This is a genomic window from Cellulomonas sp. ATA003 (assembly GCF_031582905.1).
Classification (GTDB): domain Bacteria; phylum Actinomycetota; class Actinomycetes; order Actinomycetales; family Cellulomonadaceae; genus Pengzhenrongella.
Genome location: NZ_CP133990.1, coordinates 2,077,545 through 2,099,921, shown reverse-complemented (window position 1 = coordinate 2,099,921; position 22,377 = coordinate 2,077,545). Strand labels below are relative to the sequence as shown.

Annotated in this window: 20 protein-coding genes and 5 pseudogenes; 10 read left to right on the top strand and 15 right to left on the bottom strand. The window is 73.9% G+C overall.

The window, feature by feature from the left end; all coding sequences use genetic code 11:
• Window positions 1-16: 16 nt before the first annotated feature.
• A complete protein-coding gene (locus REH70_RS10340; protein ID WP_310747052.1) occupies window positions 17-352 on the top strand; it encodes an Lsr2 family protein in 336 nt (111 codons plus the stop codon).
• 125 nt (window positions 353-477) lie between these two features.
• Here REH70_RS10340 and REH70_RS10335 read toward each other — a convergent pair whose 3' ends face one another.
• Genes REH70_RS10335 through REH70_RS10325 form a run of 3 tightly spaced genes read right to left on the bottom strand, consistent with a single transcriptional unit; the run spans window position 478 to window position 1,315 of the window.
• Window positions 478-705, bottom strand: a complete 228-nt coding sequence (locus REH70_RS10335) for a DUF4913 domain-containing protein (RefSeq protein WP_310754229.1) — start codon at window positions 703-705, stop codon at window positions 478-480.
• Window positions 648-932 carry a hypothetical protein gene (locus tag REH70_RS10330; protein ID WP_310754463.1) on the bottom strand — a complete coding sequence of 95 codons (285 nt, stop codon included), beginning with the start codon at window positions 930-932 and terminating at the stop codon, window positions 648-650. Before REH70_RS10330 ends, REH70_RS10335 begins: the two co-directional genes overlap by 58 nt.
• Window positions 929-1,315: a TraM recognition domain-containing protein gene (locus REH70_RS10325; RefSeq protein ID WP_310747051.1), complete on the bottom strand. Its 387-nt coding sequence runs from the start codon at window positions 1,313-1,315 to the stop codon at window positions 929-931. Before REH70_RS10325 ends, REH70_RS10330 begins: the two co-directional genes overlap by 4 nt.
• Before the next feature lie 26 nt (window positions 1,316-1,341).
• Here REH70_RS10325 and REH70_RS10320 point away from each other — a divergent pair, with 26 nt between their 5' ends.
• Together REH70_RS10320 and REH70_RS10315 are read left to right on the top strand one after the other, a co-directional pair.
• Window positions 1,342-1,500, top strand: a complete 159-nt coding sequence (locus tag REH70_RS10320; RefSeq protein ID WP_310747050.1) for a hypothetical protein — start codon at window positions 1,342-1,344, stop codon at window positions 1,498-1,500.
• A gap of 49 nt (window positions 1,501-1,549) precedes the next feature.
• On the top strand, window positions 1,550-1,741 hold the full coding sequence (locus REH70_RS10315) for a hypothetical protein (protein ID WP_310747048.1): 192 nt from the start codon (window positions 1,550-1,552) through the stop codon (window positions 1,739-1,741).
• A 123-nt stretch (window positions 1,742-1,864) separates the two neighbouring features.
• Here the strand turns inward: REH70_RS10315 and REH70_RS10310 are convergent.
• A pseudogene (locus tag REH70_RS10310) lies at window positions 1,865-3,332 on the bottom strand (APC family permease).
• A 179-nt stretch (window positions 3,333-3,511) separates the two neighbouring features.
• On the opposite strand from REH70_RS10310, the pseudogene REH70_RS10305 reads away from it, so the two are divergent.
• The 3 genes and pseudogenes from REH70_RS10305 (at window position 3,512) to REH70_RS10295 (ending at window position 5,783) form a co-directional block, all read left to right on the top strand.
• Window positions 3,512-3,950, top strand: a pseudogene (locus REH70_RS10305) (VOC family protein).
• 191 nt (window positions 3,951-4,141) lie between these two features.
• On the top strand, window positions 4,142-5,479 hold the full coding sequence (locus REH70_RS10300; protein ID WP_310747046.1) for a serine hydrolase domain-containing protein: 1,338 nt from the start codon (window positions 4,142-4,144) through the stop codon (window positions 5,477-5,479).
• A 46-nt stretch (window positions 5,480-5,525) separates the two neighbouring features.
• Window positions 5,526-5,783, top strand: coding sequence for a hypothetical protein (locus tag REH70_RS10295; RefSeq protein WP_310747044.1), 258 nt, complete (start codon window positions 5,526-5,528; stop codon window positions 5,781-5,783).
• A gap of 26 nt (window positions 5,784-5,809) precedes the next feature.
• Here the strand turns inward: REH70_RS10295 and REH70_RS10290 are convergent, their stop codons facing one another.
• The 5 genes and pseudogenes from REH70_RS10290 to REH70_RS10270 all read right to left on the bottom strand — a co-directional run bounded on the left by REH70_RS10290 (window position 5,810) and on the right by REH70_RS10270 (window position 10,116).
• Complete coding sequence (locus REH70_RS10290) at window positions 5,810-6,253, bottom strand: PQQ-binding-like beta-propeller repeat protein (protein WP_310747042.1); 444 nt, start codon at window positions 6,251-6,253, stop codon at window positions 5,810-5,812.
• Window positions 6,250-6,771, bottom strand: coding sequence for a hypothetical protein (locus REH70_RS10285; protein ID WP_310747041.1), 522 nt, complete (start codon window positions 6,769-6,771; stop codon window positions 6,250-6,252). Before REH70_RS10285 ends, REH70_RS10290 begins: the two co-directional genes overlap by 4 nt.
• Window positions 6,772-6,782: 11 nt before the next feature.
• Complete coding sequence (locus REH70_RS10280) at window positions 6,783-7,319, bottom strand: hypothetical protein (protein WP_310747039.1); 537 nt, start codon at window positions 7,317-7,319, stop codon at window positions 6,783-6,785.
• Window positions 7,320-7,401: 82 nt separating this feature from the next.
• Window positions 7,402-7,599, bottom strand: a complete 198-nt coding sequence (locus REH70_RS10275) for a hypothetical protein (protein ID WP_310747038.1) — start codon at window positions 7,597-7,599, stop codon at window positions 7,402-7,404.
• 127 nt (window positions 7,600-7,726) lie between these two features.
• Window positions 7,727-10,116, bottom strand: a pseudogene (locus tag REH70_RS10270) (ATP-binding cassette domain-containing protein).
• Window positions 10,117-10,342: 226 nt separating this feature from the next.
• Between REH70_RS10270 and REH70_RS10265 the strand changes: the two are divergent.
• The 4 genes from REH70_RS10265 (at window position 10,343) to REH70_RS10250 (ending at window position 14,886) form a co-directional block, all read left to right on the top strand.
• The gene (locus REH70_RS10265) at window positions 10,343-10,993 is read left to right on the top strand and encodes a heme-degrading domain-containing protein (RefSeq protein WP_310747036.1); all 651 of its coding nucleotides are present in this window, start codon (window positions 10,343-10,345) and stop codon (window positions 10,991-10,993) included.
• 4 nt (window positions 10,994-10,997) lie between these two features.
• Complete coding sequence (locus REH70_RS10260; protein WP_310747034.1) at window positions 10,998-12,089, top strand: glutamate--cysteine ligase; 1,092 nt, start codon at window positions 10,998-11,000, stop codon at window positions 12,087-12,089.
• A gap of 100 nt (window positions 12,090-12,189) precedes the next feature.
• A complete protein-coding gene (locus REH70_RS10255) occupies window positions 12,190-14,313 on the top strand; it encodes an ABC transporter ATP-binding protein (RefSeq protein WP_310747032.1) in 2,124 nt (707 codons plus the stop codon).
• A gap of 228 nt (window positions 14,314-14,541) precedes the next feature.
• Entirely contained in the window at window positions 14,542-14,886 is a 345-nt protein-coding gene (locus REH70_RS10250; protein WP_310747030.1) for an RNA polymerase-binding protein RbpA, read from the top strand.
• A gap of 64 nt (window positions 14,887-14,950) precedes the next feature.
• Here REH70_RS10250 and REH70_RS10245 read toward each other — a convergent pair.
• The 6 genes and pseudogenes from REH70_RS10245 to REH70_RS10220 all read right to left on the bottom strand — a co-directional run bounded on the left by REH70_RS10245 (window position 14,951) and on the right by REH70_RS10220 (window position 22,236).
• Window positions 14,951-15,701, bottom strand: a pseudogene (locus REH70_RS10245) (polyprenol monophosphomannose synthase).
• A 38-nt stretch (window positions 15,702-15,739) separates the two neighbouring features.
• Window positions 15,740-16,765: an apolipoprotein N-acyltransferase gene (gene lnt / locus REH70_RS10240; RefSeq protein WP_310754228.1), complete on the bottom strand. Its 1,026-nt coding sequence runs from the start codon at window positions 16,763-16,765 to the stop codon at window positions 15,740-15,742.
• Between the two features lie 133 nt (window positions 16,766-16,898).
• A pseudogene (locus tag REH70_RS10235) lies at window positions 16,899-17,189 on the bottom strand (apolipoprotein N-acyltransferase); the annotation flags it as partial.
• Between the two features lie 494 nt (window positions 17,190-17,683).
• A complete protein-coding gene (locus REH70_RS10230; protein WP_310747029.1) occupies window positions 17,684-19,330 on the bottom strand; it encodes an amidohydrolase family protein in 1,647 nt (548 codons plus the stop codon).
• Window positions 19,331-19,474: 144 nt separating this feature from the next.
• The gene (locus tag REH70_RS10225) at window positions 19,475-20,218 is read right to left on the bottom strand and encodes a hypothetical protein (RefSeq protein ID WP_310747027.1); all 744 of its coding nucleotides are present in this window, start codon (window positions 20,216-20,218) and stop codon (window positions 19,475-19,477) included.
• 95 nt (window positions 20,219-20,313) lie between these two features.
• Complete coding sequence (locus tag REH70_RS10220) at window positions 20,314-22,236, bottom strand: DEAD/DEAH box helicase (RefSeq protein ID WP_310754227.1); 1,923 nt, start codon at window positions 22,234-22,236, stop codon at window positions 20,314-20,316.
• Window positions 22,237-22,377 lie beyond the last annotated feature (141 nt).

Here is a 22,377-nt window from a genome sequence, read left to right as displayed (position 1 = left end):
TGGGAATGTTGAGCACATGGCACAGCAGACGAAGGTCACCATTCTCGACGACATCGACGGTACCGAAGGCGCCCAGAGCGTCGCCTTCTCCTACGAGGGTCAGTCCTACGAGATCGACCTCGGCGACAAGAACCGTGAGGTCCTGGTCAAGGCGCTGCAGCCCTACATCGACGCTGGTCGGAAGGTCGGCGGCGGACGCTCTCGCAGCGGCGGTGCTGCTCCCCGGACGCGCGCGGGCAACGCCGACACGACGGCCATCCGCGAGTGGGCGAAGGCGAACGGCATCACGGTCAACGAGCGTGGCCGGATCGCGGATTCGGTGCGCCAGCAGTACGAGGCCGCGAAAGCCTGAGGCGCCCAGCGCTCCTCAAAGCCGCGCTCAGCGATGGCGGTAAATTAGCCAGGCGGTAACGAGCGCCAGCCCGTGCGCGCCGGTCAGGCCGGACACGGCGCCGACGACCACCATCCGGACGCCGCTCACCGCCGCTCTTGCTCGAGCACGCGAACGTCGGGGAACAAGCCGGCCGGCGGCGCCTCGTACGGGAGGGGTTCGCCGGGACGGTTGCTGTCGGTGGAGGTGGCGAAGGGGCCTTCGGGGTCCATGAGCATGCGCATGTGGTGGTCGGCGTGGTCGCGGAGCCAGATGCTCATGCCGGTGGCGGGGTCCAGGCGCAGCTGCTCCCAGGACCGCCATAGTGCGTCCAGCCGCAGGACGGCCTCGGCGTTGCGCCACCAGCGGGCCGACCACCGGTGGGAGGCCCGCTCCCCACCCGCCGGCGGTACACCTGGACGATGATCTCGCGGACGAAGTCGTCGAGGCTGCCGTAGTAGAGCTGCGGCACCTCGGCGTCGTCGCCCCGGCCGCGCTGGAGCTCGGCGATCTCTTCTAGTTGCTCGACGTCGGACCAGTCCCCCAGCAGCGGGTCGTTCATCGCCGCTCCCCCGCCTCGGGCGCCGCCACCGCGGCGGCCTGCTCAAGGACGCGGGCAGCCTGCGGGTCGTGGGCGGCGATAGAGGCTCGAACCGCCGCCGCGTGCGGGCCCGTCATCCAGGGCTGGGTGCGGATGAGGGTCGGCCGAGAGCCGGACGCCAAGACGACGGCGCGGCCTCTGGGCAGGGCGGCGAGGTCGGCGACGTCGAGGATGCGTTCGCGGTGCAGCTGGGCGGAGACGGTGCGGCTGCCGCGGCCGGTGGAGACGGAGGTGGCGCGGCGGTCGTAGTCGCCGATGGTGCGCGACAAGTCTTCGAGGAAGGCGGCTTCGCTGACGCCGCCGCCGTAGACCTTGACGTTCGCGGCGGACCAGAGCTTCTTCATGCCGGACCAAGCTCGCCGTCGCGCCGGTGATCAGCCACGACTCCCTCGACGCCCTGCCGGCCTCGCGGACCCGCGACTACGTCCGCGGTCTGCTCGTTGAGCACGGCGCACTCCCCCGGCGCGACGAGCTGCTGGCTCGGTTCACGACGTGGAGCGACCAGGCACTCGACAGACTTCCCCGGTGAGCACCGCGACGCCGTCCGGCGTTTCGTCCGCTGGCACCTGATCCGGCGCATGACCACCACACCTGGAGACGTCACCCAAGGAACCTTCCTGCGCTCGAAGCAGACCACGACCGTCGCGATCGACTACTCCCGGCGCACCTACATCCGTGCCTGCCAGTCAACCGAGCGAGTCGGATCGGACGTCCTGACCAGGGCGTACGGACGCTCACGGACGAGCGCAGGCCAGACGACGTCGCCATGATCGCTGCCGTTCTGTGCACGGGCGGCAAGCGGCGGCGATGAACCCCGGTGCCTGTCCGATGCGCTCAGGGCTCGGATGGTGCGCGGCCGGGACGGCTGGTGGCGTCCGCGCGCGCGGCCGCGCCTACCCGGTGACGTCGCGCTCGGTCTGTCGCTCGGTCGCCGCGGCGGGCTCGGGCACATGGTCCGGGGCGCCGACGTGGTATCCGCTGCGCCGGCGGTGCACCCAGGTCAGACCCCACAGCACCACGCCGACCACGAGCAGGCCGCCGCCGATCTCGTACTGCTCCCTGGTCGCCCCGACGTCCACGGCAGCACCAGGTAGACGCACGCGACCACGCCCACCACCGGGAGGAACGTCGGGGTGCGGAAGTGGTGGTGCTCGTGGTCGGCGGGCTGTCGACGCAGCACGAGCACCGCGGCATTGACCACGGCGAAGACCGCGAGCAGCAGCAGCGACGTCGTGCCGCCGAGCAGCAGGGCGATGGTCGCGTCCGGGTTCAGCGAGATGTACGAGACGAGCACGACCGCGATGGCGGCGACGAAGGCGATCGACGCCCAGGGGTGCGTCGGCCGGGAAGGACCTTGGACAGGAACGGCGGGAGGACGGCCTGCTTGCTCATCCCGTAGAGCAGGCGACTCGCCATCATCACGTTGAGCAGAGCGCTGTTCGCGACGGCGAACATCGAGATGAACGGCAGCAGCGAGTTGATCGGGAACCCGGGCGCGGCGGTCTGCACCACGGTGACGAGCGGGGTGTCATTGCCCGCCAGCTCCCCCACGGGTACGAGCGCGACCGCGACGATCGAGACCAGCACGTACACAGCGGCCGTGATCCCCAGGCCGGTGAGCATGATGCGCGGGAAGATCCGGTGCGGCTCCTTGGTCTCCTCCGCCATGTTGACCGAGTCCTCGAACCCGACCATCGCGAAGAAGGCCAGCGAGGTCGCAGCGCTGACCGCGAGGAGCACGCTCTTCTCCTCCTGCGTGTCGAACGCGACCACGCGGGAGAAGTCGGCCAGTCCCCCGAAGATCCCGGCGAACCCGATGAAGATCACCAGCAGCAGCCCGGACAGCTCGATCATCGTGAGCACGACGTTGAGCCCGACGCTCTCGGCCACACCACGCAGGTTGACCGCGGCGATGACGACGATGAAGAGCAGGGCGATGACGAGCCGCACCGTCGACGCCTCGCCGAGCCCGAAGGCGACCGCGACATTGCTGGCGAACGCACCGGACGCGGCGGACGCCGACGTGATACCCGACGACATCACGGTGAAGGCGACGAGGAACGTGACGAAGTGGATGCCGAACGCCTTGTGCGTGTACAGCGCCGCACCCGCCGCCTGCGGGTACTTGGTGACGAGCTCCAGGTAGGAGCACGCCGTCACCAACGCGACCAGGAACGCGATGAGGAACGACAGCCAGGCAGCCCCACCGACCTCCGCGGCCACCTGGCCGGTGAGCGCGTAGATCCCGGTCCCCAGGATGTCGCCGATGATGAAGAGCAGGAGCAGCTTCGGACCCATCACGCGCTTCAGCGAGAGGTTCGGAGGCCGGGAGCCGGCCGGTGGTCCTGCGGGCACGGTCATCTCGGGGCTCCTCGCGACTGGGCTCGGCGGGCCCGACCGGCCGCCGCTCCATGCTCGACAGTGTGCTCCCGGGTCAGCGCGCTGTGCGAGCAGCTCGCAGGAGCCGGCCGGGGAGACTCGTGGCCGTCTGCGGGACCGCGACGTATCCGGCCCGCCCTCCGCTCGGTAGCGTGCTGCGCATGCCCATCACCTTCGAGAACGTCGGCATCGCCGTGCGGGACCTCGAAGCGACGATCGCCTTCTTCACCGACCTCGGACTGATCGTCGTCGGGCGGGACACGGTCAGCGGCGCGTGGACGGACACCGCCGTCGGCCTCGATGGCAACCACGCGAAGATCGCCCTGCTCCGGACGCCGGACGGCAACGGTCGACTTCGAGCTGTTCGAGTACATCCACCCGGAGGCGATCGAGACCGCACCCACACTCCCCCACCAGTTCGGCATGCACCGCGTCGCCTTCTCGGTCGACGACATCGACGCAGCCCTCGAGGTGGCGGCGCGGCACGGGTGCCATCCGCTGCGGGGCGTGGCCACCTACGAGGACGCCTACCGGCTCACCTACGTCCGCGGCCCGAGCGGCATCCTCGTGATGCTCGCCGAGAAGCTGGACCGCAGCTGACCGACGGCCACCCACGTCCCGGGCGTCGATCCCGGGCTGTCCGGACGTCGTCGCCCGATGTGTGGCCTCACCGCGGTGACGTCGCACGCCGGCCGGGTCCGCGACCGTCCGTGCCCCCGCCGCCGGGTGTTGTCCCGGCTCGTCCGATGGGGAACGGTGGGAGCGCATCGTCGACCCGAGAGGCTCTGTCCATGACGTCCAGCACACCCATCCGCCGGGCGGCCGTCGGCATCACGGCCGCTGCTGCCCTCGCCCTCCCCCTGGCCGCAGCGCCCGACCGCGACGCCGTCGCCTCCCCCGCCACGACCCCCGTCGTCGGCGCGGCGGCCTGGGCGGACGACCCGACAGCACTCTCCCGTGCCGTCCTGCAGGCCGCGCAGCACGCCGCCCCCGGACCCGCGACCCTCGGCGCTGCCCGGACCCCCGCGCCCCAGGCCCAGGCGCGCCCGGCGGCCGACCCCGCGGGCCTCGACGCGGCGCTGCGCACCCTGGTCGACGACGGCGCCGTCGCCGTCACCGCGCGGATCGAGACGCCGACGCTGGTCTGGTCCGACGCGGAGGGCCTCCGGCACCTCGACCGACGTCAGCCGGCCCGCGACCACGACCGCTTCCGCATCGCGAGCATCACCAAGCCGATGATCGCCACGATCGTCATGCAGGAGGTGGAGCGGGGCACCTGGACGCTGGACACCCGCGTCGAGGACGTCCTGCCCGGGCTGATCCCGGGTCAGCCGGACGTCACCCTCGAGCACCTGCTGAGCCACCGCTCCGGGATGCCGACCGGCACGGATGTCATGGTGGCCACCCGGATGGTGGACCTGGGGTCCTGGGACGAGTTCGTCGCGGCGTTGGATCACGACTACACCGACGTCGACCACGTCAGCGCCGCGCTCGCCACGCCGTGGCACTTCCCCCCGGGCACCGGGTTCTCCTACTCCAACGCCGGCTACGTCGTCCTCGGGATGCTGCTGGAGGAGGTGACCGGGCGAGACCTCGACCGGCTGCTCCGCGACCGCGTCTTCCGGCCGGCCGGCATGCCGCGCAGCGACTACCCCGACGACGCGCAGTCGCGCGGCCCGTTCCTCGCCGAGGCCGCGTACCTCGGTGCCCAGGGCACGGGAGGGACGCCGTGGGCTCGTCTCGACCGCTTTGACCCCGACGTCTTCGGGGCGGCCGGCGCCGCGACCAGCACGACGAAGGACATGCTGGCCTTCACCGACGCCCTGCTCACCGGCCGGCTCACCCGGCCCGAGACCGTGGCGAGCATGATGGCGCCGCGCAGCACGGACCTGCTCGAGTACGGCCTGGGGGTGTACCGCGTACCGGACCCGTGCGCACCGCCCGAGGCGCCCGCCTACCTGTACGGCCACGACGGCGGGTCGTACGGCACGGTCAGCTTCGCGCTGAGCTCCCCGGACGGCTCGCGCTCGTTCTCCCTGGCCGTCACCGGGCGCAGTCTCGTCGGCGACGCCGAGGCGCCGTACGACCTCAACGCCCTGCTCGTGCCGATGCTGCTCGCCACCTGCTGAACCCGCCCGGGCGGCTGGAACCCGCCCGGCGGCTACGCTCACCCGCGTGCTGCCACGTCATGCGCGGTCCCTCCTCGTCGTCGGCCTCGCATTCGTGACGGTCGGCGTCGCGATGCTGGCGTTCGCCCCGACCAACCAGTTCGGCTGGTTCGCGTACGCCCCACTGCCGTCGGGCGACGCGTTCATGCCGGGCGTCGTCCTCGGGACGGTGCACCTGTGGGGCGCCGCCGTCGGCGCCGTCGGGCTCGTGGTGGCCGGCTGGGCAGCGGGCTACCTCGCCGGCCGGCGGGCGCGGCAGCCCTGACCGACCCGACCCGCGCCGTCGGACCGTCAGCCGAAGGCGACGAGACCCTGCGTGGTCCCGTTGCCCGCGAAGCCGACCAGACGACCCTCCTCGGCCCGGAGGTGGTAGACGTCCTCGGGTAGATCCACCTCCCACCGCAGCCGGCCGTCGTCGATCCCGTACGCGGCGAGCACGGTGCCCCGCTCCGGGTCCGCGACCACGCACAGCAGAAGTCGACCGTCGGTGAGGACGGGGAACTGACCGTCCAGCGCGACGTCGACCTGCCACAGGGGCCGCCCGACGCCGGCGCTCAGTGCGGCGAGACCGTCGGAGCGGGTGATCACGATGCGCCCGTCGACGACGGCGCCCGCCGCGGTGGCGCCGGACTGCGGAAGGGTCCACCGCGGTCGCCCGGACGAGGCGTCGTACGCCGTGAGGTCGTCCGCGACCGTGCGCGCCAGGACGAGGTCGTCCGCCGACCCGTCGTTCACCGTGATGGGCAGCGGGCGTCCGTCGACGGTGAACGCCGACGACGTCCTCGGGTCGAGGAGGCGCGTCCGCTCGTCACCGGGCTCCCCGGTTCGACGACCAGCCCGCCGGGCAGCAGGTCCAGCCACCCTGCTCCCGTCGGGGACGGCTGCCAGCGATGGAGCTCGCGGCCGTCCACGGAGAGCACCCAGCCGCTGTCACCGCCGGCGACGACCAGGTCGTCCTCCACCGCGACCGACGCCCACCGTCCGGAGGTGCTGGGCGTCAGGGCGTCGGGGCTGGTGAACGACCATCGCTCCTGCTCCGCCCCCGCATCGGTGCGGCGCACCACCAGCCGGCCGTCGTCGTCGAGGTGGCTGAGCACCAGGTCCGCGCCGAGGGCGGCCACCGCGGTGGTGGGGACCGTGGGCTCCTCACGCAGGACCGTGCCGGTCGTGGCGTCGAGCACCAGCAGCCGTGCCGCGGTGGGCTGGAACGTCGCGGCAGGCCCTCCGGTGTCGGCCGGCTCCGTCTCGACCACGACGCACGTCATCACCCGCTCCCACGCTGCGGTCGCCCCCGGCGGCGGTGACGGTGACGTCGCACCGTCCGGCGCCCCGCTGGACCCCCGACCTCCGGGACTGCGCACGTCACACCACCGGCGCGCTCGCCCTCCGTGACCAGGGGCGTGCGCCACACCACGGCACCGGTGGCCTCCGCCAGGCCGACCGCGTCCACCCGGCCGAGCTCGATCTGGGCAGGACCGACTAGCAGGCCATCGATCCGGGCGGTCTGCCACATGCTGAGGCCGTCGGCTCGCCACAGCTCCCGGACGGGACCGTCGACGGGCGCCAGGACCCCGGGCAGCCCGCGGAGATCGACGAGCGCGGCGTCGCTGCGCCGCGAGTCGACCACCGCGGCGACGGCGACGGCCAGGACGAGCACGGCGGCCAGCGCCCAGAGCCGGCGCGGCGTCAGCCAGGCCCTCCGCGGAGGCGCGCCGACGGGAGGGGCGGGATCGTCCGACCCGGGCGACCCCGGGTCGTCGTGCAGGACGACGTCGCGCATGTCCCGCTGCGAGGGGCTCACGGACCCAGCATCCCAGCGAGGGCGCGCAGCGAGAAGCCGCCGCGGGCACTGCGTGCAGCCTCGGCATGGTCCGCGCCCGGCCTCAGGCGTCGACGAGGTCGATCGTCGCCGAGGGGGCGGCGTAGTGGCGGTCACCCAGGGGGACGGCGCACAGCAGGGGCAGGTAGGCGAGCGCCTCCGACCACGTCATCGCATCGGTCACCACGTCGCGGCCGTCCGTGTAGTGGTAGGCGAGACGCACGAACGCCCCGCTGCGAGCGGGCGCGACCAGCTCCGACACCGTCCACGACCTTCCACCGGGGACGCCCCAGTGGCGCCCGTGCCCTTCCCATCGGCGGGGGGCGGTCGTCCATGAGCCGCCGGTGGCTGACGGCGCCCTCGCCCCGGCCTCCGGGTCGCGGGCGCGGTCACGTCCCGACGTAGGCCGCGAGGTGCTCCCCGGTGATCGTCGAGCGGCTCGCGACCAGGTCGGCCGGCGTGCCCTCGAAGACGATGCGGCCGCCGTCGCGCCCCGCGCCGGGGCCCAGGTCGATGATCCAGTCCGCGTGCGCCATGACGGCCTGGTGGTGCTCGATGACGATCACCGACCTGCCGGACTCGACCAGCCGGTCCAGCAGCGCGAGCAGCTGCTCGACGTCGGCCAGGTGCAGACCCGTGGTCGGCTCGTCGAGGACGTACACCTCTCCCTTGTCGGCCATCTGGGTGGCGAGCTTGAGCCGCTGCCGCTCGCCCCCGGACAGCGTGGTCAGCGGCTGCCCGAGGGTGAGGTAGCCGAGCCCGACGTCGGCGAGCCGGTCGAGGATCTTGTGGGCGGCCGGCGTGCGGGCCTCCCCGTCGCCGAAGAACTGCTCGGCCTCCGCCACCGACATCGCGAGCACCTCGCTGATGTCGCGGCCGCCGAGGTGGTACTCGAGCACCGACGCCTGGAACCGCTTGCCCCCGCACTCCTCGCAAGGCGACTCGACGGTGGCCATGACCCCGAGGTCGGTGTAGATGACACCGGCGCCGTTGCAAGTGGGGCAGGCGCCCTCGGAGTTGGAGCTGAAGAGCGCCGGCTTGACGCCGTTGGCCTTCGCGAACGCCTTGCGGATCGGGTCGAGCAGTCCCGTGTACGTCGCCGGGTTGCTCCGGCGCGAGCCTCGGATCGCGCCCTGGTCGATCACCACCACGCCGTCACGGCCGGCGACCGATCCGTGGATCAGCGAGCTCTTGCCGGACCCCGCGACCCCGGTGACCACGCACAGCACGCCGAGCGGGACGTCGACGTCGACGCCCCGGAGGTTGTGCGTGGAGGCGCCGCGGATCTCCAGGGCGCCGGACGGCGTCCGCACCGAGTCCTTGAGGGTCGCCCGGTCGTCGAGATGGCGGCCGGTGACGGTGTCGCTGGCCCGCAACCCCTCTACGGTCCCCTCGAAGCAGACGGCTCCGCCCGCGGTACCGGCGCCGGGGCCCAGGTCGACGACGTGGTCGGCGATCGCGATCGTCTCCGGCTTGTGCTCGACGACGAGCACCGTGTTGCCCTTGTCCCGCAGCTGCAGCAGCAGGCCGTTCATCCGCTGGATGTCGTGCGGGTGCAGGCCGATCGTCGGCTCGTCGAAGACGTAGGTCACGTCGGTCAGCGACGACCCGAGGTGGCGGATCATCTTGGTGCGCTGCGCCTCTCCCCGGACAGCGTCCCCGCCGGACGGTCGAGCGAGAGGTAGCCCAGGCCGATCTCGGCGAAGGAGTCGAGCAGGTGCCGCAGCCCGGACACGAGCGGCGCCACCGACGGCTCGTCAAGCTCGCGGGCCCACTCGGCGAGGTCGCTGATCTGCATCGCGCAGAGGTCGGCGATGTTCTTCCCGCGGATCCTGGACGCCAGCACCTCCTTGGTGAGGCGCGTGCCGTCGCACTCGGGGCACGTCTGGAAGGTGATCGCCCGCTCCACGAAGGCCCGGATGTGCGGCTGCATCGCCTCCACGTCCTTGGACAGCATCCCCTTCTGGATCTTGGGGATCACCCCTTCGTAGGTGAGGTTCATGCCCTCGACCTTGATCTTCCTCGGCTCGCTGTGGAGCAGCGTGTCGAGCTCCTTCGCGGAGAAGTCGCGGATCGGTTTGTCCAGGTCCAGGCCGGCAGCGGCGAACATCCGGGCGTACCAGCCGTCCGCGCTGTAGCCCGGGACGGTGAGCGCCCCCTCGCTCAGCGACTTGCTCTCGTCGTACAGCGCCGTGCGGTCGACGTCGCTCACCGCGCCCATCCCCTCGCAGCGCGGGCACATGCCGCCGAGGTAGACGGCGTCGCGCACCACGTCCTTCTCGACCCGGCCGCCCTTGTCGGTGCTCATGACACCGCTCGCGCGCCGGGTGGGGACGTTGAACGAGAACGCCGTCGGTGGTCCGACGTGCGGCGTCCCGAGCCGGCTGAACAGGATCCGCAGCATGGCGTTGGCGTCCGTCGCCGTGCCGACCGTCGACCGCGGGTTGGCCCCCATCCGCTCCTGGTCGACGATGATCGCGGTCGTCAGCCCGTCCAGGAGGTCGACGTCGGGCCGCGCGAGGTTCGGCATGAACCCCTGGACGAACGCGCTGTACGTCTCGTTGATCATCCGCTGCGACTCCGCGGCGATCGTCGCGAACACCAGCGAGCTCTTGCCCGACCCGGAGACCCCGGTGAACACCGTGAGCCGGCGCTTGGGGATCTCGACGGTCACGTCCTTGAGGTTGTTCTCCCGGGCGCCCTGCACCCGGATGAGGTCGTGGGTGTCGGCGACGTGCGGTGCGGGACGCTGCTCGGGCGCGTCCGTGGCGGTGGTCATGGTGTCTCCGTCCGTGAGGCCAGCTCGCTCAGCGTCCCGCGCGGTCCGCGCGCGACGCAACGGCCTCCGGCGCCGACCGTCCGCCCACGGTGCCACGGCGGCGTCCTGCGGCGACCCGGTCCGGCGCGTGTCGGTCCGGGTGCGTCAGGTCCGCGCGGGTCGGGCCCGCGCGGGTGGGGTCGGAGCCCGGTTCGACGCCGCGGCGCTCGCGGACCAGGATCGCGACATGGACACCCCCTCGACCGCCCCCGCCTCCCCGACCGCCGTCTCCCCGACCGCCGCGTCCTCGCCCGCCGCGTCCTCCTCCGCCTCGGACGAGCCCGACGTCGCCGCCCTGGTCGCCCGGGTCGAGGCCGAGGAGCGCGAGCTCGTCTTCACGCGCTTTGACAACGACGACGCCTGGCGGCTGGGCAGCCGGCTGGTGGCGACGGCGCGCGAGCGTGGCCTCGGTGTCACGGTCGACATCCGCCGCGGTCCGCAGCAGCTCTTCCACGCGGCTCTGCCGGGCACCACGGCGGACAACGACACCTGGATCGTCCGCAAGGTGCGGGTGGTGGAGCGCTTCGGGGCGTCGTCGTACCTCGTGGGGCTGCGCGCACGGCTCGCCGGCACGACCTTCGCAGCGCAGCACGAGCTGCCGCTGCAGGAGTACGCCGCGCACGGCGGGTGCTTCCCGGTGCGGGTCCGCGACGTCGGGGTGGTCGGGACCGTCACCGTGTCGGGGCTCCCCAGGCCGACGACCACGCGCTCGTCGTGGAGGTGGTCCGGGAGCTCCTCGCCTGAGCGGCGCTCCCACGCCGGGTCGCGCGGGCCGGCCGCGGGTGGCCGGGCTCACGCCCCACGGGCAGGACACCGTGGGTGGCACCGTCCAGACTGAGCCGGTGCGCACCGTCGGGGTCGAGGAAGAGTTCATGCTGGTCTCCCCGGACGGGACGCTGCGCCCCGTCGCGCCCGCCGTGCTCCGGTACGCGAAGCGCGTCGAGGACCCGTCCACCGACGTCCCGGGCGGGCACCTCGAGAAGGAGCTCATGCAGGAGCAGATCGAGACGTCCACGCACCCGTGCGCGGACCTCGACGAGCTCGCCCGCGAGGTGCGGGCCGGGCGCACGGCGGCCGACGGGTCCGCGCGGCGCGCCGGGGCCCGGCTGGCCGCGGTGGGAACCGCACCGGGGACCCTCGACACGTCGGTGTTCGTCGACGAGCGCCTGCGGCGGGTGCACGAGGCGTTCGGTCCGCTGGTCGACGAGGCGGTCACCTGCGGCTGCCACGTCCACGTCGAGGTGGCCGACGACGACGAGGGCGTCCTCGTCGCGGACCACGTGCGCCCGTGGGCGTCCGTGCTGCTCGCGCTCAGCACCAACTCCCCGTTCTGGGCCGGGCAGGACACCGGGTACTCCAGCTACCGCAGCCAGGTGTGGGGCCACTGGCCGACGGCGGGCCCGACGGCGCCGTTCGGCGACGCGGCCACCTACCGGCGCGTGGTCGCCGACCTCGTCGCGAGCCGGACGATCCTCGACGAGGGGATGGTCTACTTCGACGCCCGACTCTCCGCGCGCTACCCCACCGTCGAGGTGCGGGTGGCCGACGTGTGCCTCGACGCCGAGGACGCCGTCCTGCAGGCCGCCCTCGTCCGCGGGCTCGCCGAGACGGCGGTCGCCCGAGGTGACGCCGGCCCCCAGCCGCGCACCGAGCTGCTGCGGGTCGCGGCGTGGCGCGCCGCGCGGACCGGGCTGCGGGGTGACCTCGTGGACCCGCTCAGCGGACGTCCGGCGCCGGCGGCCACCGTCGTCCGGACGCTGCTCGAGCACGTCACCCCCGCGCTCCGGCGCACCGGCGACCTCGACCGCGTCGCGGCACGCCTCGAGGTGCTGCTCGCCGACGGGACGGGGGCCGACGTCCAGCGGGCGTGGCGGCACGAGGGCCTGTCGGACGCCGACCTGCTGGCGCGCGCGGCCGAGCGGACGCTCGCGTGAGCTCCGCGGCATCCTCGACCGCGGCGGCGTCGACCGTGCCGGCGTCCCCGCGCTGCTGCGCCGCATCAGCGCCCTGCTGACCCCGTACCGCCGATCGCTGGTGCTGGTCGCCGTCGCGATCCTCGTCAGCTCCCTGCTCGGCGTCGTGACGCCGTTCCTCACCCAGCGGGTGTTCGACGAGGCGCTCTTCCCGGTCGACGGCTCGGGCGTCGACCTGCGCCTGCTGCTCGGGCTGACCGCCGCGATGATCGTCATCCCGCTGCTGAGCTCCGCGATCGGCGTCGGGCAGACCTACCTGACCACCAAGGTGGGCAACCTCGCGATGGCCGAGCTGCGCGGACGGCTCTTCGAGCACCTCGAGCGCATGGAGCTCGCGTTCTTTACCGCCACGAAGACGGGGTCCATCCAGTCCCGGCTCGCCAACGACGTCGGCGGGGTGCGGTCGGTGCTGACGACGACGGCGTCGTCCATCCTGTCCAACCTCGTGACCGTGATCGCCTCGCTGGTCGCGATGGTGCTGCTGAGCTGGCAGCTGACGATCGTCGCGGTCGCGCTCATGCCGGTGTTCGTCGTGCTGCAGCGGCGGGTCGGCGCCCGGCGGCAGCGCCTGGCGCGGGCCACGCAGGAGTCGTTGTCGGACATGACGGCGATCACCGAGGAGGCGCTGAGCGTCTCCGGCGTCCTGCTCGCGAAGATCTTCAACCGCGCCGACGCCGAGGTCGCGCGGTACCGCGTGGAGAACGAGCGGCAGGTCGGTCTCCAGGTGCGTCAGGCGATGGCCGGGCAGGGCTTCTTCGGTGTGGTCAGCGCGTTCATGGCGATCACGCCGGCGCTGGTCTACCTCGTCGCGGGCTACATGCTGACCGGGGACGTCGGTGGTGCCGGTGCCGCGGCGATCTCCGCCGGGACGCTCGTGGCGTTCTCGACCCTGCAGTCCCGCCTCATGATGCCGATGGTCTCCCTCATGCGGGTCGCGCTGGACGTCCAGACGTCGCTCGCGCTGTTCCGCCGCATCTTCGAGTACCTCGACCTCACCCCCGCGATCGCCGACCGGCCGGGCGCGGAGGTCCTCGACGCGACGTCGGTCGAGGGACGGGTCGAGCTCGACGGCGTCTGGTTCGCCTACCCGCCGCCCCCGCGGCTCACCGCACCGCCACCCGCGCCGTGCGGCGGTCGTGGTGGCGGAGGCGGCCATGGTGGCGGCGGTGGGATGAGCCTGGGCTGGGGCGCCCTGGGGCTGCCGCCGAGCGGTCCGGGCAAGCCCCCGGTCGCGACGTCGGCCCCCGGGCTCGCGGTGCCTGCCGTCGGGCCCGCCGACGCGGCACCGGGGACGGACGGGGCACCCGTCGCGCGCACCGGTACGAGCCCGGACGCCGGCTCGGACGTCGGCCCGGAGACCGGCCCCGGCACCGGCACCGGGACCGGCACCGGGCACGGCCCAGACGGCTCCCGCCGACGGCCGTGGGCCGTGCGCGACGTCTCGTTGCGGGTCGAGCCCGGCCAGCTCGCGGCGTTCGTCGGGCCCTCCGGCGCCGGCAAGACGACGCTGAGCTACCTCGTGCCCCGCCTGTACGAGGTGGACCGCGGCGCGGTCCGGATCGACGGTCGCGACGTCCGGGATGTGACGCTCGGCTCGCTGGCCGACGTCGTCGGCATGGTCACCCAGGACCCGTACCTGTTCCACGCGAGCATCGCCGACAACCTGCGCTACGCGCGTCCGGACGCCACGGACTCCCAGCTCGCGGAGGCGTGCCGGTCGGCCAACATCCACGACCGGATCATGTCGTTCCCGGACGGCTACGCGACGACGGTCGGTGAGCGTGGCTACCGGCTGTCCGGCGGGGAGAAGCAGCGCCTCGCGATCGCCCGGGTGCTGCTCAAGGACCCGCGCGTGCTCATCCTCGACGAGGCGACGTCGGCCCTGGACTCGGCGTCCGAGCGGCTCGTCCAGGACGCGCTGGCGACCGCGATGACGCGGCGGACGACCCTGGCGATCGCGCACCGGCTGTCGACGATCCGGCACGCCGACGTCATCTTCGTCGTGGACGACGGCCGGGTCGTCGAGCGGGGCACGCACGACGAGCTCGTCGCCTCACCGACGGGTCTGTACGCCCGCCTGTACGCCGAGGGGTTCGGCGGCGGCCGGGTCGAGGCCCGCTTCGCCGACGGCGTCATGTTCACCGACGGCGTCGTGCTCGCCCAGCCCGCCGCGCCCGCGGACTGACGAGGGCCCCAACCCCCGTCCCGGCACGGCCCGGAACCGCACAAGAAGGGCAGGTCGGGCGGGGTCCGGCTCTCGTCGGGCGGGACGACGCAGATGTCGGCAGTATCGACCACGGTGACCTGCGCCTCGTTCACCGGACCTTCACGTCACGGCGGAACACCGGGCGCACACCCGGCGTTGGACCCACTGGTAGAGCACGAGACGACACGGCACCACGGAGGCTTGGCGATGGCGAACCGGTCGCTGCGCGGAATGCGCATCGGATCCAACAGCATGGAGACGGAGGAGGGCGTCGAGTTCGCCCCCCGTGTCCTGGCACACTACGACGGCCCGAACGGCGTGAGCGTCACCGTCCCGTTCTCGATCGAGGCGGAGATCCCGCTCGTCTGGGAGATCCCGGGCGGCGGCGAGGCGCTGCTGCGCGGCGCCGAGCGTCCCGAGGCGAAGGCCGGCAAGCCGCCGCGCACGCACTGGGACATGCTGCTCGAGCGCCGCACGATCAAGGAGCTCGAGGTGCTGCTCGACGAGCGCCTCGAGCTGCTCCGGGCCGGCAAGCTGCGCCGGAGCGCGTGAGCACCACCCGCTGAGCACCGCTCCGCCGAGCAGGTGAGCGGCACCCCGCACGACGGGTGAGCAGTCAGTCCTGCCGCCCCGGACGACCCGCACGACCACCGAGCAGCCGGCGCAACGCGCCGGCTGCTTGCTGCGTCCGGCGCCGCGCCGCCCACTGCGTGACCCGCACGAGCGCCTCCAGCACGATGCCCCGGCTCATCTTGGAGCGACCCTCGACGCGTTCCACGAACGTGATGGGCACCTCGACGACGCGGTGCCCGCCCTCCACCGCTCGCCGCGCCATGTCGACCTGGAAGCAGTACCCCTGCGACGAGACGTCCTCGAGGTGGATCCGCTCCAGCACCTGCGTCCGGTAGGCGCGGAACCCCCGGTCGAGTCCCGCAGCGGCAGCCCGAGCACCACGCGCGTGTAGGAGTTGCCGACGCGGGACAGCCACCGCCGGTGCCGCGGCCAGTTGACCACCTGGCCCCCGGGACCCAGCGGGACCCCAGGACGAGGTCGGCGCGGCCCAGACCGTCCAGGAGGGCCGGCAGGTCGACCGCGCGGTGCGAGCCGTCGGCGTCCATCTCCACCACGACGTCGTACCCGCGCTCCAGCGCCCAGCCGAAGCCCGCGACGTACGCGGTGCCCAGCCCGAGCTTCCCGCTGCGGTGCAGGACGTGGACGGCGTCGTCGTCGGCGGCGATGGCGTCGGCGATCTCGCCGGTGCCGTCCGGGCTGGCGTCGTCGACCACGAGGACGTCGACGCCCGGGACCGTGCTCCGCAGCCCGCCCAGGGTGGTGGGCAGGGCGTCGCGCTCGTCGTACGTGGGCATGACGACGAGCGCGCGCCGGGCCGGGCCGCCCTGGCCGGTCACGTGGCGGGGTCCGGGCGGTCGGCGCGGCGTACCCGCCAGGCCCCGACCGTGCCGGCCAGCACGACCACGACCGCGAGCGCGTCGGCGATCCACGCCGGCCAGACGCCGAGGGCCGTGGCGGGCGTCCACGACGTGCGCAGCGGGACGGTGTCGACCATCTGCTCGGCGGTGAACAGGCCGGTCTGCTCGGTGACCGCGCCGTTGGGGCTGATGATCGCGCTGACCCCGACGGTGGAGATCTGCACGGTCGTCCGGCCCAGCTCGATCGCCCGCAGCTTCGACATCGCCAGCTGCTGGGTCGACTCGTCGGTGTAGCCGAACGAGGCGTTGTTGGTCTGCACCATGACCACCTCGGCGCCCGCACGCACCGAGTCGCGCACCAGGGTGTCGTAGGCGACCTCGAAGCAGATGACGTCCCCGATGGGCACGGTCCGGCCGAGGCGCTCGGAGGCCAGCGGGACGACGCCGACCTCGGTGCCGGCGATCATGTCGTTGCGCACCAGGTCGACCGCGGACGAGAACGGGCGGACCCACTCCCGCAGGGGGATGTACTCGGCGAACGGGGCGGGGTGCTGCTTGGAGTACTTCGCGGTGACCCCGGTGCCCGGCTCCCACAGGACCGCGGTGTTGTACCGCCCGCCGGTCTCGGGGTACTCCACGGTCCCGACGAGCATGGGGGCGCCCACCGCGCGCGCCGCGTCGTCGATCTCCCGGGCGGCGGCGTCGTCGACCTGGGGGTCGACGTCGGTGCCGTTCTCCGGCCACACGACGAGGTCGAGCTCGCCGGGCTCCACCCGGTCCAGGAGGGCCAGCGTGCCCTGGGCGTGGTTGTGCAGCACCTCGCGCTGCTGGGCGAAGGCGTCCAGGCCCGGGGTCGGGACGTTGCCCTGCACCGCGCCGATGCGCAGCGTGCCGGACTGCGCCTGCGTGTCCAGCGGGACCAGCAGCCCCACCAGGACCACGACGGCCGCGGTGCCGATCGCGCCCACCGTGCGCAGGACGCGCAGCCGCCGGGCGGCCAGGACGGCCAGGGCCAGCAGGACGCCGGTGAGCGCGACGGCCGCGGAGACCAGCGGTGCCCCCCGAGCCAGGCGAGGCGACCCAGGGGGACTCGGCCTGCGAGAACGCCAGCCGGCCCCACGGGAAGCCGCCGAACGGCACCCGGGAGCGCAGCTCCTCCATCGCGACCCACAGCAGGGTGAAGACCATGGCCTGCAGCGCGGGGCTGCGCCAGGTGCCGACGCCGCGGCGCGCCCAGGTCCAGCCGGCCGCGAACAGCGCGACCGCACCGGCCTGCAGCACGGTCAGGGCGAGCCACGGCACGCGCCCGACGGCGTAGTCGGCCCAGGTCAGGTGCGGGGCGAAGAAGGCCAGCCCCCAGGCGAAGCCGACCAGGGCGTTCCACCGGGCGCTGTCCCGGCGCAAGGCGGCGAACAGCAGGGCCATGCCCAGGAACGCCGCGCCCCACCAGCCACGGCCCGGGAACGCGGTCTCGGCCACCAGCCCGCCGACGACGCCGAGCACGAGCACCCACCGGCGGGCGGGTTCGGGACGGCGCGGCACCGGAGAAGGTTACGTCAGCACGGGGCGCTCCCCCGACCGGCCCGCGTGTCCTTCGGTCCAGACGTCCACGTGAGCGGACGTCTGTTTTCTGGTGAACACGCGGGCCCAGCCGGATGCCCCGCCCTGGGTGCCGCCCTCGGCCCCGCAGAGCGGGGAGGCGCCGTGCCGGACGGGTGGAACAGCGCATGAACCTACCGGCCGTCCCAGTGGTGTCAAGCGACCATCACCGCAGGTCAGAGGCGTCGTCGCTGGTCACGTCCCGGTCACGGACCACCCGTCCGGGGGCCCGTGTCGGCGTGTCGGCCGGTGTGTCTGCGCGTGTCGAACCCGGAGCCGAGGGCGTGTCGGTGGTGGGCGCGCTCGGCCCACCGGTGGGCTCAGTCCAGCGCGTCGTGGACGACGACGCCGTCGCGCACCGTCCGCACGCAGACCGGCTCGGGCGCCCCCGGGTTCAGGTCCGGCAGCAGCGGGGTGCCGGCCCGGGCGTCGGTGCTCCAGGCCGAGGAGACCCGCCCCTCGGCGCCCTGGACGGCGAGGTGCTCGGCGCGCCACAGGGCCAGGTGCGCGGGCGCCCCGATCCGGATCTCCCCCGCGCCGGTGTGGTCCAGCCCGGCGGCCCGCCACCCGCCGCGCGTGTGCGCCCGGAACGCCGCCCGCGGCGAGATGCGCTGCGCCGCCTCGTGGTGAGCTGTGGCGGCGCGCACCCCCGCCCACGGGTCCATCGGCGTCACCGGGGCGTCGGACCCGAACGCGAGCGGGATGCCGGCCGACGCGAGGTCGGCGACCGGGTTGAGCGTCGCGGCGCGGGCGGCGCCGAGCCGGGCGGCGTACATGCCGTGCGCACCGCCCCAGGCGGCGTCGAAGGCGGGCTGCATGCTCAGCCGCACCCCGAGCCCGGACAGCGCGGTGATGGTGTCGGCGTCGAGCATCTCGGCGTGCTCGAGGCGGTGGCCGGCGGCGCGCACGGCGCTGGTGCCGCCCGCGTCGACCGCGAGCCGCAGCCCGGCGAGCATCTCGTCCATCGCGCGGTCGCCGATGACGTGGAAGGCCGCGTGCAGCCCGGCGCCCGCGACGGCGGCGAGGTGCGCGGCGATGCGGTCGGCGGTGAGGTACAGCGGCCCCCGACCGGCGGCGGCGCGGTCGGCGTAGGGCTCGCGCAGCGCCGCGGTGCGCGAGCCGATCGAGCCGTCGACGCTCAGGTCGCCGCCGACGCCGGTCAACCCCGGGATCGTCGCGAGGAGCTCGCCGACGTCGTCGGTCGTGCGGCACAGCTCGCCGCGGTACCCCACGACGTGCGGCAGCCCGCTCGCCGGGTCGGCCGTCATCGCGAGCAGCCGGGCGAGGCCCTCCCGGGTGTCGATGCCCGGTGCGCTGTGCTCGTGCACCGACGCGATCCCTCGCGCCGCCGCCGCGGCCAGCGCGCGCTGGTAGAGGGCCTCCTGCCGGTCGGGGGCGACCGCGCGCGCCGCGGTGCGGGCGGCGTGGTGGGCATCCCGCTCCACGCGGCCGTCGTCGGTCCACCCGGGGAGGCCGACGACGCCGGACTCACGGGCGAACGACGTCGACACCACCGCGGAGTGCACGTCCACCCGAGCGAGGTACACCGGCAGGCCGTGGGCGGCGTCGTCGAGCTCGTGCCGGGTCGGCGCCCGGCCCTCGGGCCACGCCACCTCGTCCCACCCGTGCCCGAGCAGGGGACCTCCGACGCTGCGGACCGGGGCGGCGTCGGCGGCGGACCGGACGGCGGCCAGGGCGTCGGCGAGCGACCGGACGCCTGCGGCGGCGGACAGGTCCACGCTCTCCAGCGCGAGCGCGGTCTCCAGCACGTGCACGTGCGCGTCCACGAACGCCGGGGCGACCAGGGCGCCGTCGAGGTCGACCACCGTGTCGGCGTTCGCGGCCAGGCCCGCCGCGGTGTCCTCCGCCCCGATCCAGGTGATGGTGCCGTCAACGACAAGGAGGGCCTCGGCGAAGGGGTCGGCGGGCGAGTGGACGACGCCGTTGCGGTACAGGGTGGAGGTCACGCGGACACAGTAGGCGAGCGCTCCCCCATCGCCCGGCAGGGTCCCGGCAGCAGCCCGGCAGCAGCCCGGCAGCAGCCCGGCAGCCGCTCTGCAGCGGCTCTGCAGCGGCCCCAGATGCGAGCCCCGGCACCACCTCCCGGCTGCTCAGAGCGAGGAGTACGCCACCACCCCGCGCCGCAGCGCGGTCACCCCACGCCGTGCCGCCTCCGCCAGTCGCGGGCTCGGTGCGGCCTGGGAGAGCTGGTCGAGCAGGTCGATCACCTGCTTGCACCACCGCACGAAGTCCCCGGCGGCGAGGTCGGTGCCCTTGAGCACCGCGTCGAGGCTGCGGCCGGACGCCCACCGGTGCACCGCCTCCACCAGGCCGAGGTCCAGCGGTCCGGTGGACTCGATGCGGTGGGCGGTCTCCAGGTCGTCCAGCTCGGACCAGATCCGCACCGTCTCGTCCAGTGCCCGGGCCAGCCGGCCCTGCGGTCCGCCGGGCACGTGCGGCTCGGCGTCCCGGTCGTCGCGGCGCGCGGAGTACACGACGGTCGAGACCGCGGCGGCGAGCTGCGGCGCGTCGAGCTCGTCCCAGGCGCCGCGGCGCAGGCACTCGGCGACCAGCAGGTCGTTCTCCGCGTACAGGCGCCGCAGCCACTGGCCGTCCGGGGTGACCTGGACCTCGGTGGCGGCCGCGTCGGCGGGGGTCGGGGCGACGACGGTCCCGAGGTAGCCCAACCGCTGCAGGACGTCGCAGATCCGGTCGAACACCCGGGCGATCGAGCTCGTCCGGCCCTCGATGCGCTGCACGAGCGCGTCGTGCTCCCGGCGCAGCCGGTCCCAGCGCTCAGCCCATCGGGCGTGCTCCTCACGGTCCGGGCACGCGTGGCACGGGTGCGCCCGCATCTGGCGGCGCAGGCTCGCGATCTCGGCGTCGTCGCCGGAGACGCCGTCCGGTGCCCCGGCGCCGCGACGGCCGCCGCGGCGCCCACCGCGCGGCGTCAGGACGTCGTCGGGCAGGGACTCGCGCAGCGTCGCGGCGAGGTCGCGGCGCGCGGGGCGTTGCGGCCGTTGAAACCCTTGGGGACCTTGATCCGGGTGACGGTGCGCACCCCGCCCGGCGAGTCCGCGACGGACAGCCGCCGCACCTGGCGGTCGGTGGTCAGCACGAGCGGCTGCGGGCCGTCGAAGCCGCTGTGCGTGGCGGGCTCCAGCACGACCGCGTAGCCCGCGCGTCGCCCGGCGCCGATCTCGACGACGTCACCGACCCGGACGCCCTCGAGCGACCGCATCGCGTCGGCGCGGCGCTCGCGGGTGGCCTCGCGGGTCAGGTGCTGCTCGCGGTCGCTGATGGACCGGCGGATCGCGGCGTACTCCCCGAAGTCACCGAGGTGGCACCGCATCGCCTCCGCGTAGCCCGCGAGCGCCTCGGTGTGCGCCTGCGCCTGCCGGGCGAGCCCGACGACGCCGCGGTCCGCCTGGAACTGGGCGAATGACGTCTCGAGCACCTCGCGGGCCCGCTCCCGGCCGACCTGCGCGACGAGGTTGACCGCCATGTTGTAGGTCGGCCGGAAGCTCGACCGCAGCGGGTACAGCCGCTTGGACGCGAGCCCGGCGAGCGCGACCGGGTCCAGCCCGGGGTGGTCGACGACGACGGCGTGGCCCTCGGTGTCGATGCCGCGACGCCCCGCGCGGCCGGTGAGCTGGGTGTACTCCCCCGGCGTGACGTCCACGTGGTTGGACCCGTCCCACTTGACGAGCTTCTCCAGCACGACCGAGCGAGCCGGCATGTTGATCCCGAGCGCGAGCGTCTCGGTCGCGAAGACGACCTTGACCAGGCCGCGGGAGAACAGGTCCTCGACGGTCTCCTTGAACAGCGGCAGCATGCCGGCGTGGTGCGCGGCGACCCCCGGGCCAGCGCCTCGCTCCACTCCCAGTACCCCAGGACCTGCAGGTCCTCCGGCGGGATGCTCGCGCAGCGCTCCTCGACGATCCGGCGGATCTCCTCCTCCTGCTGCGGGGTGGTCAGGCGCACCCCGGCGGACAGGCACTGCGAGACGGCGCCCTGGCAGCCGGCGCGGGAGAAGATGAAGTAGATGGCGGGCAGGAGCCCGGCCTCGGCGAGGACGTCGACGACGGCGAACCGGGGGTGGGCCGGAAGCCGGCGCTCCCACCGCTGGGGGCGCCTCCCGGTCGGCCTCCCCGCCCCCGCGGTAGCCCCGGTCCCCGCGGCCCCGGTGCCCGGGGCCGCCGCGGTTCGGGCCGCCACCGCCGTTCCCACCGCCCTCCCGGTCACGGCGACGCATCGCGATCATGAGGTCGGGGTTGATCGGCGGGTTCGGACCCGGCGCGGTCGGGTCGACGTGCCCGGCGTAGAGGTCGAGGAGGGCGCCACGGGTCAGCACGTGCTGACCGAGCGGGACGGGGCGGTGCTCGCTGACGACGACGGCGGTGTCGCCGCGGACCATCTCCAGCCAGTCCCCGAACTCCTCCGCGTTGGAGACGGTCGCCGACAGCGACACGAGCTGGACCTCGGGGGGCAGGTGGATGATCACCTCCTCCCACACCGGCCCGCGGAAGCGGTCGGCGAGGTAGTGCACCTCGTCCATGACCACGTACCCGAGCCCGTGCAGAGCGTCCGACCCCGCGTACAGCATGTTGCGCAGCACCTCGGTGGTCATCACGACCACGGGTGCATCGCCGTTGACGGACGTGTCCCCGGTGAGCAGCCCGACCTGGTCCGGCCCGTAGCGGCGCACGAGGTCGCCGTACTTCTGGTTGGACAGCGCCTTGATCGGGGTGGTGTAGAACGCCTTCTTCCCGCCCGCGAGCGCCAGGTGGACGGCGAACTCCCCGACGACCGTCTTCCCCGCCCCGGTCGGCGCGGCGACGAGGACCCCGCGGCCCCCTCGAGCGCCTGGCAGCCCGCGACCTGGAAGTCGTCGAGCTGGAAACCCATGAGCTCGCGGAAGGCGGCGAGCTCGGTCTTGGCCGCCGCGGCCCGACGGCGGGACGCCGCGTACCGCTCGGCCGGACTCAGGTCGACGTCTGCCATGCCCTCCACC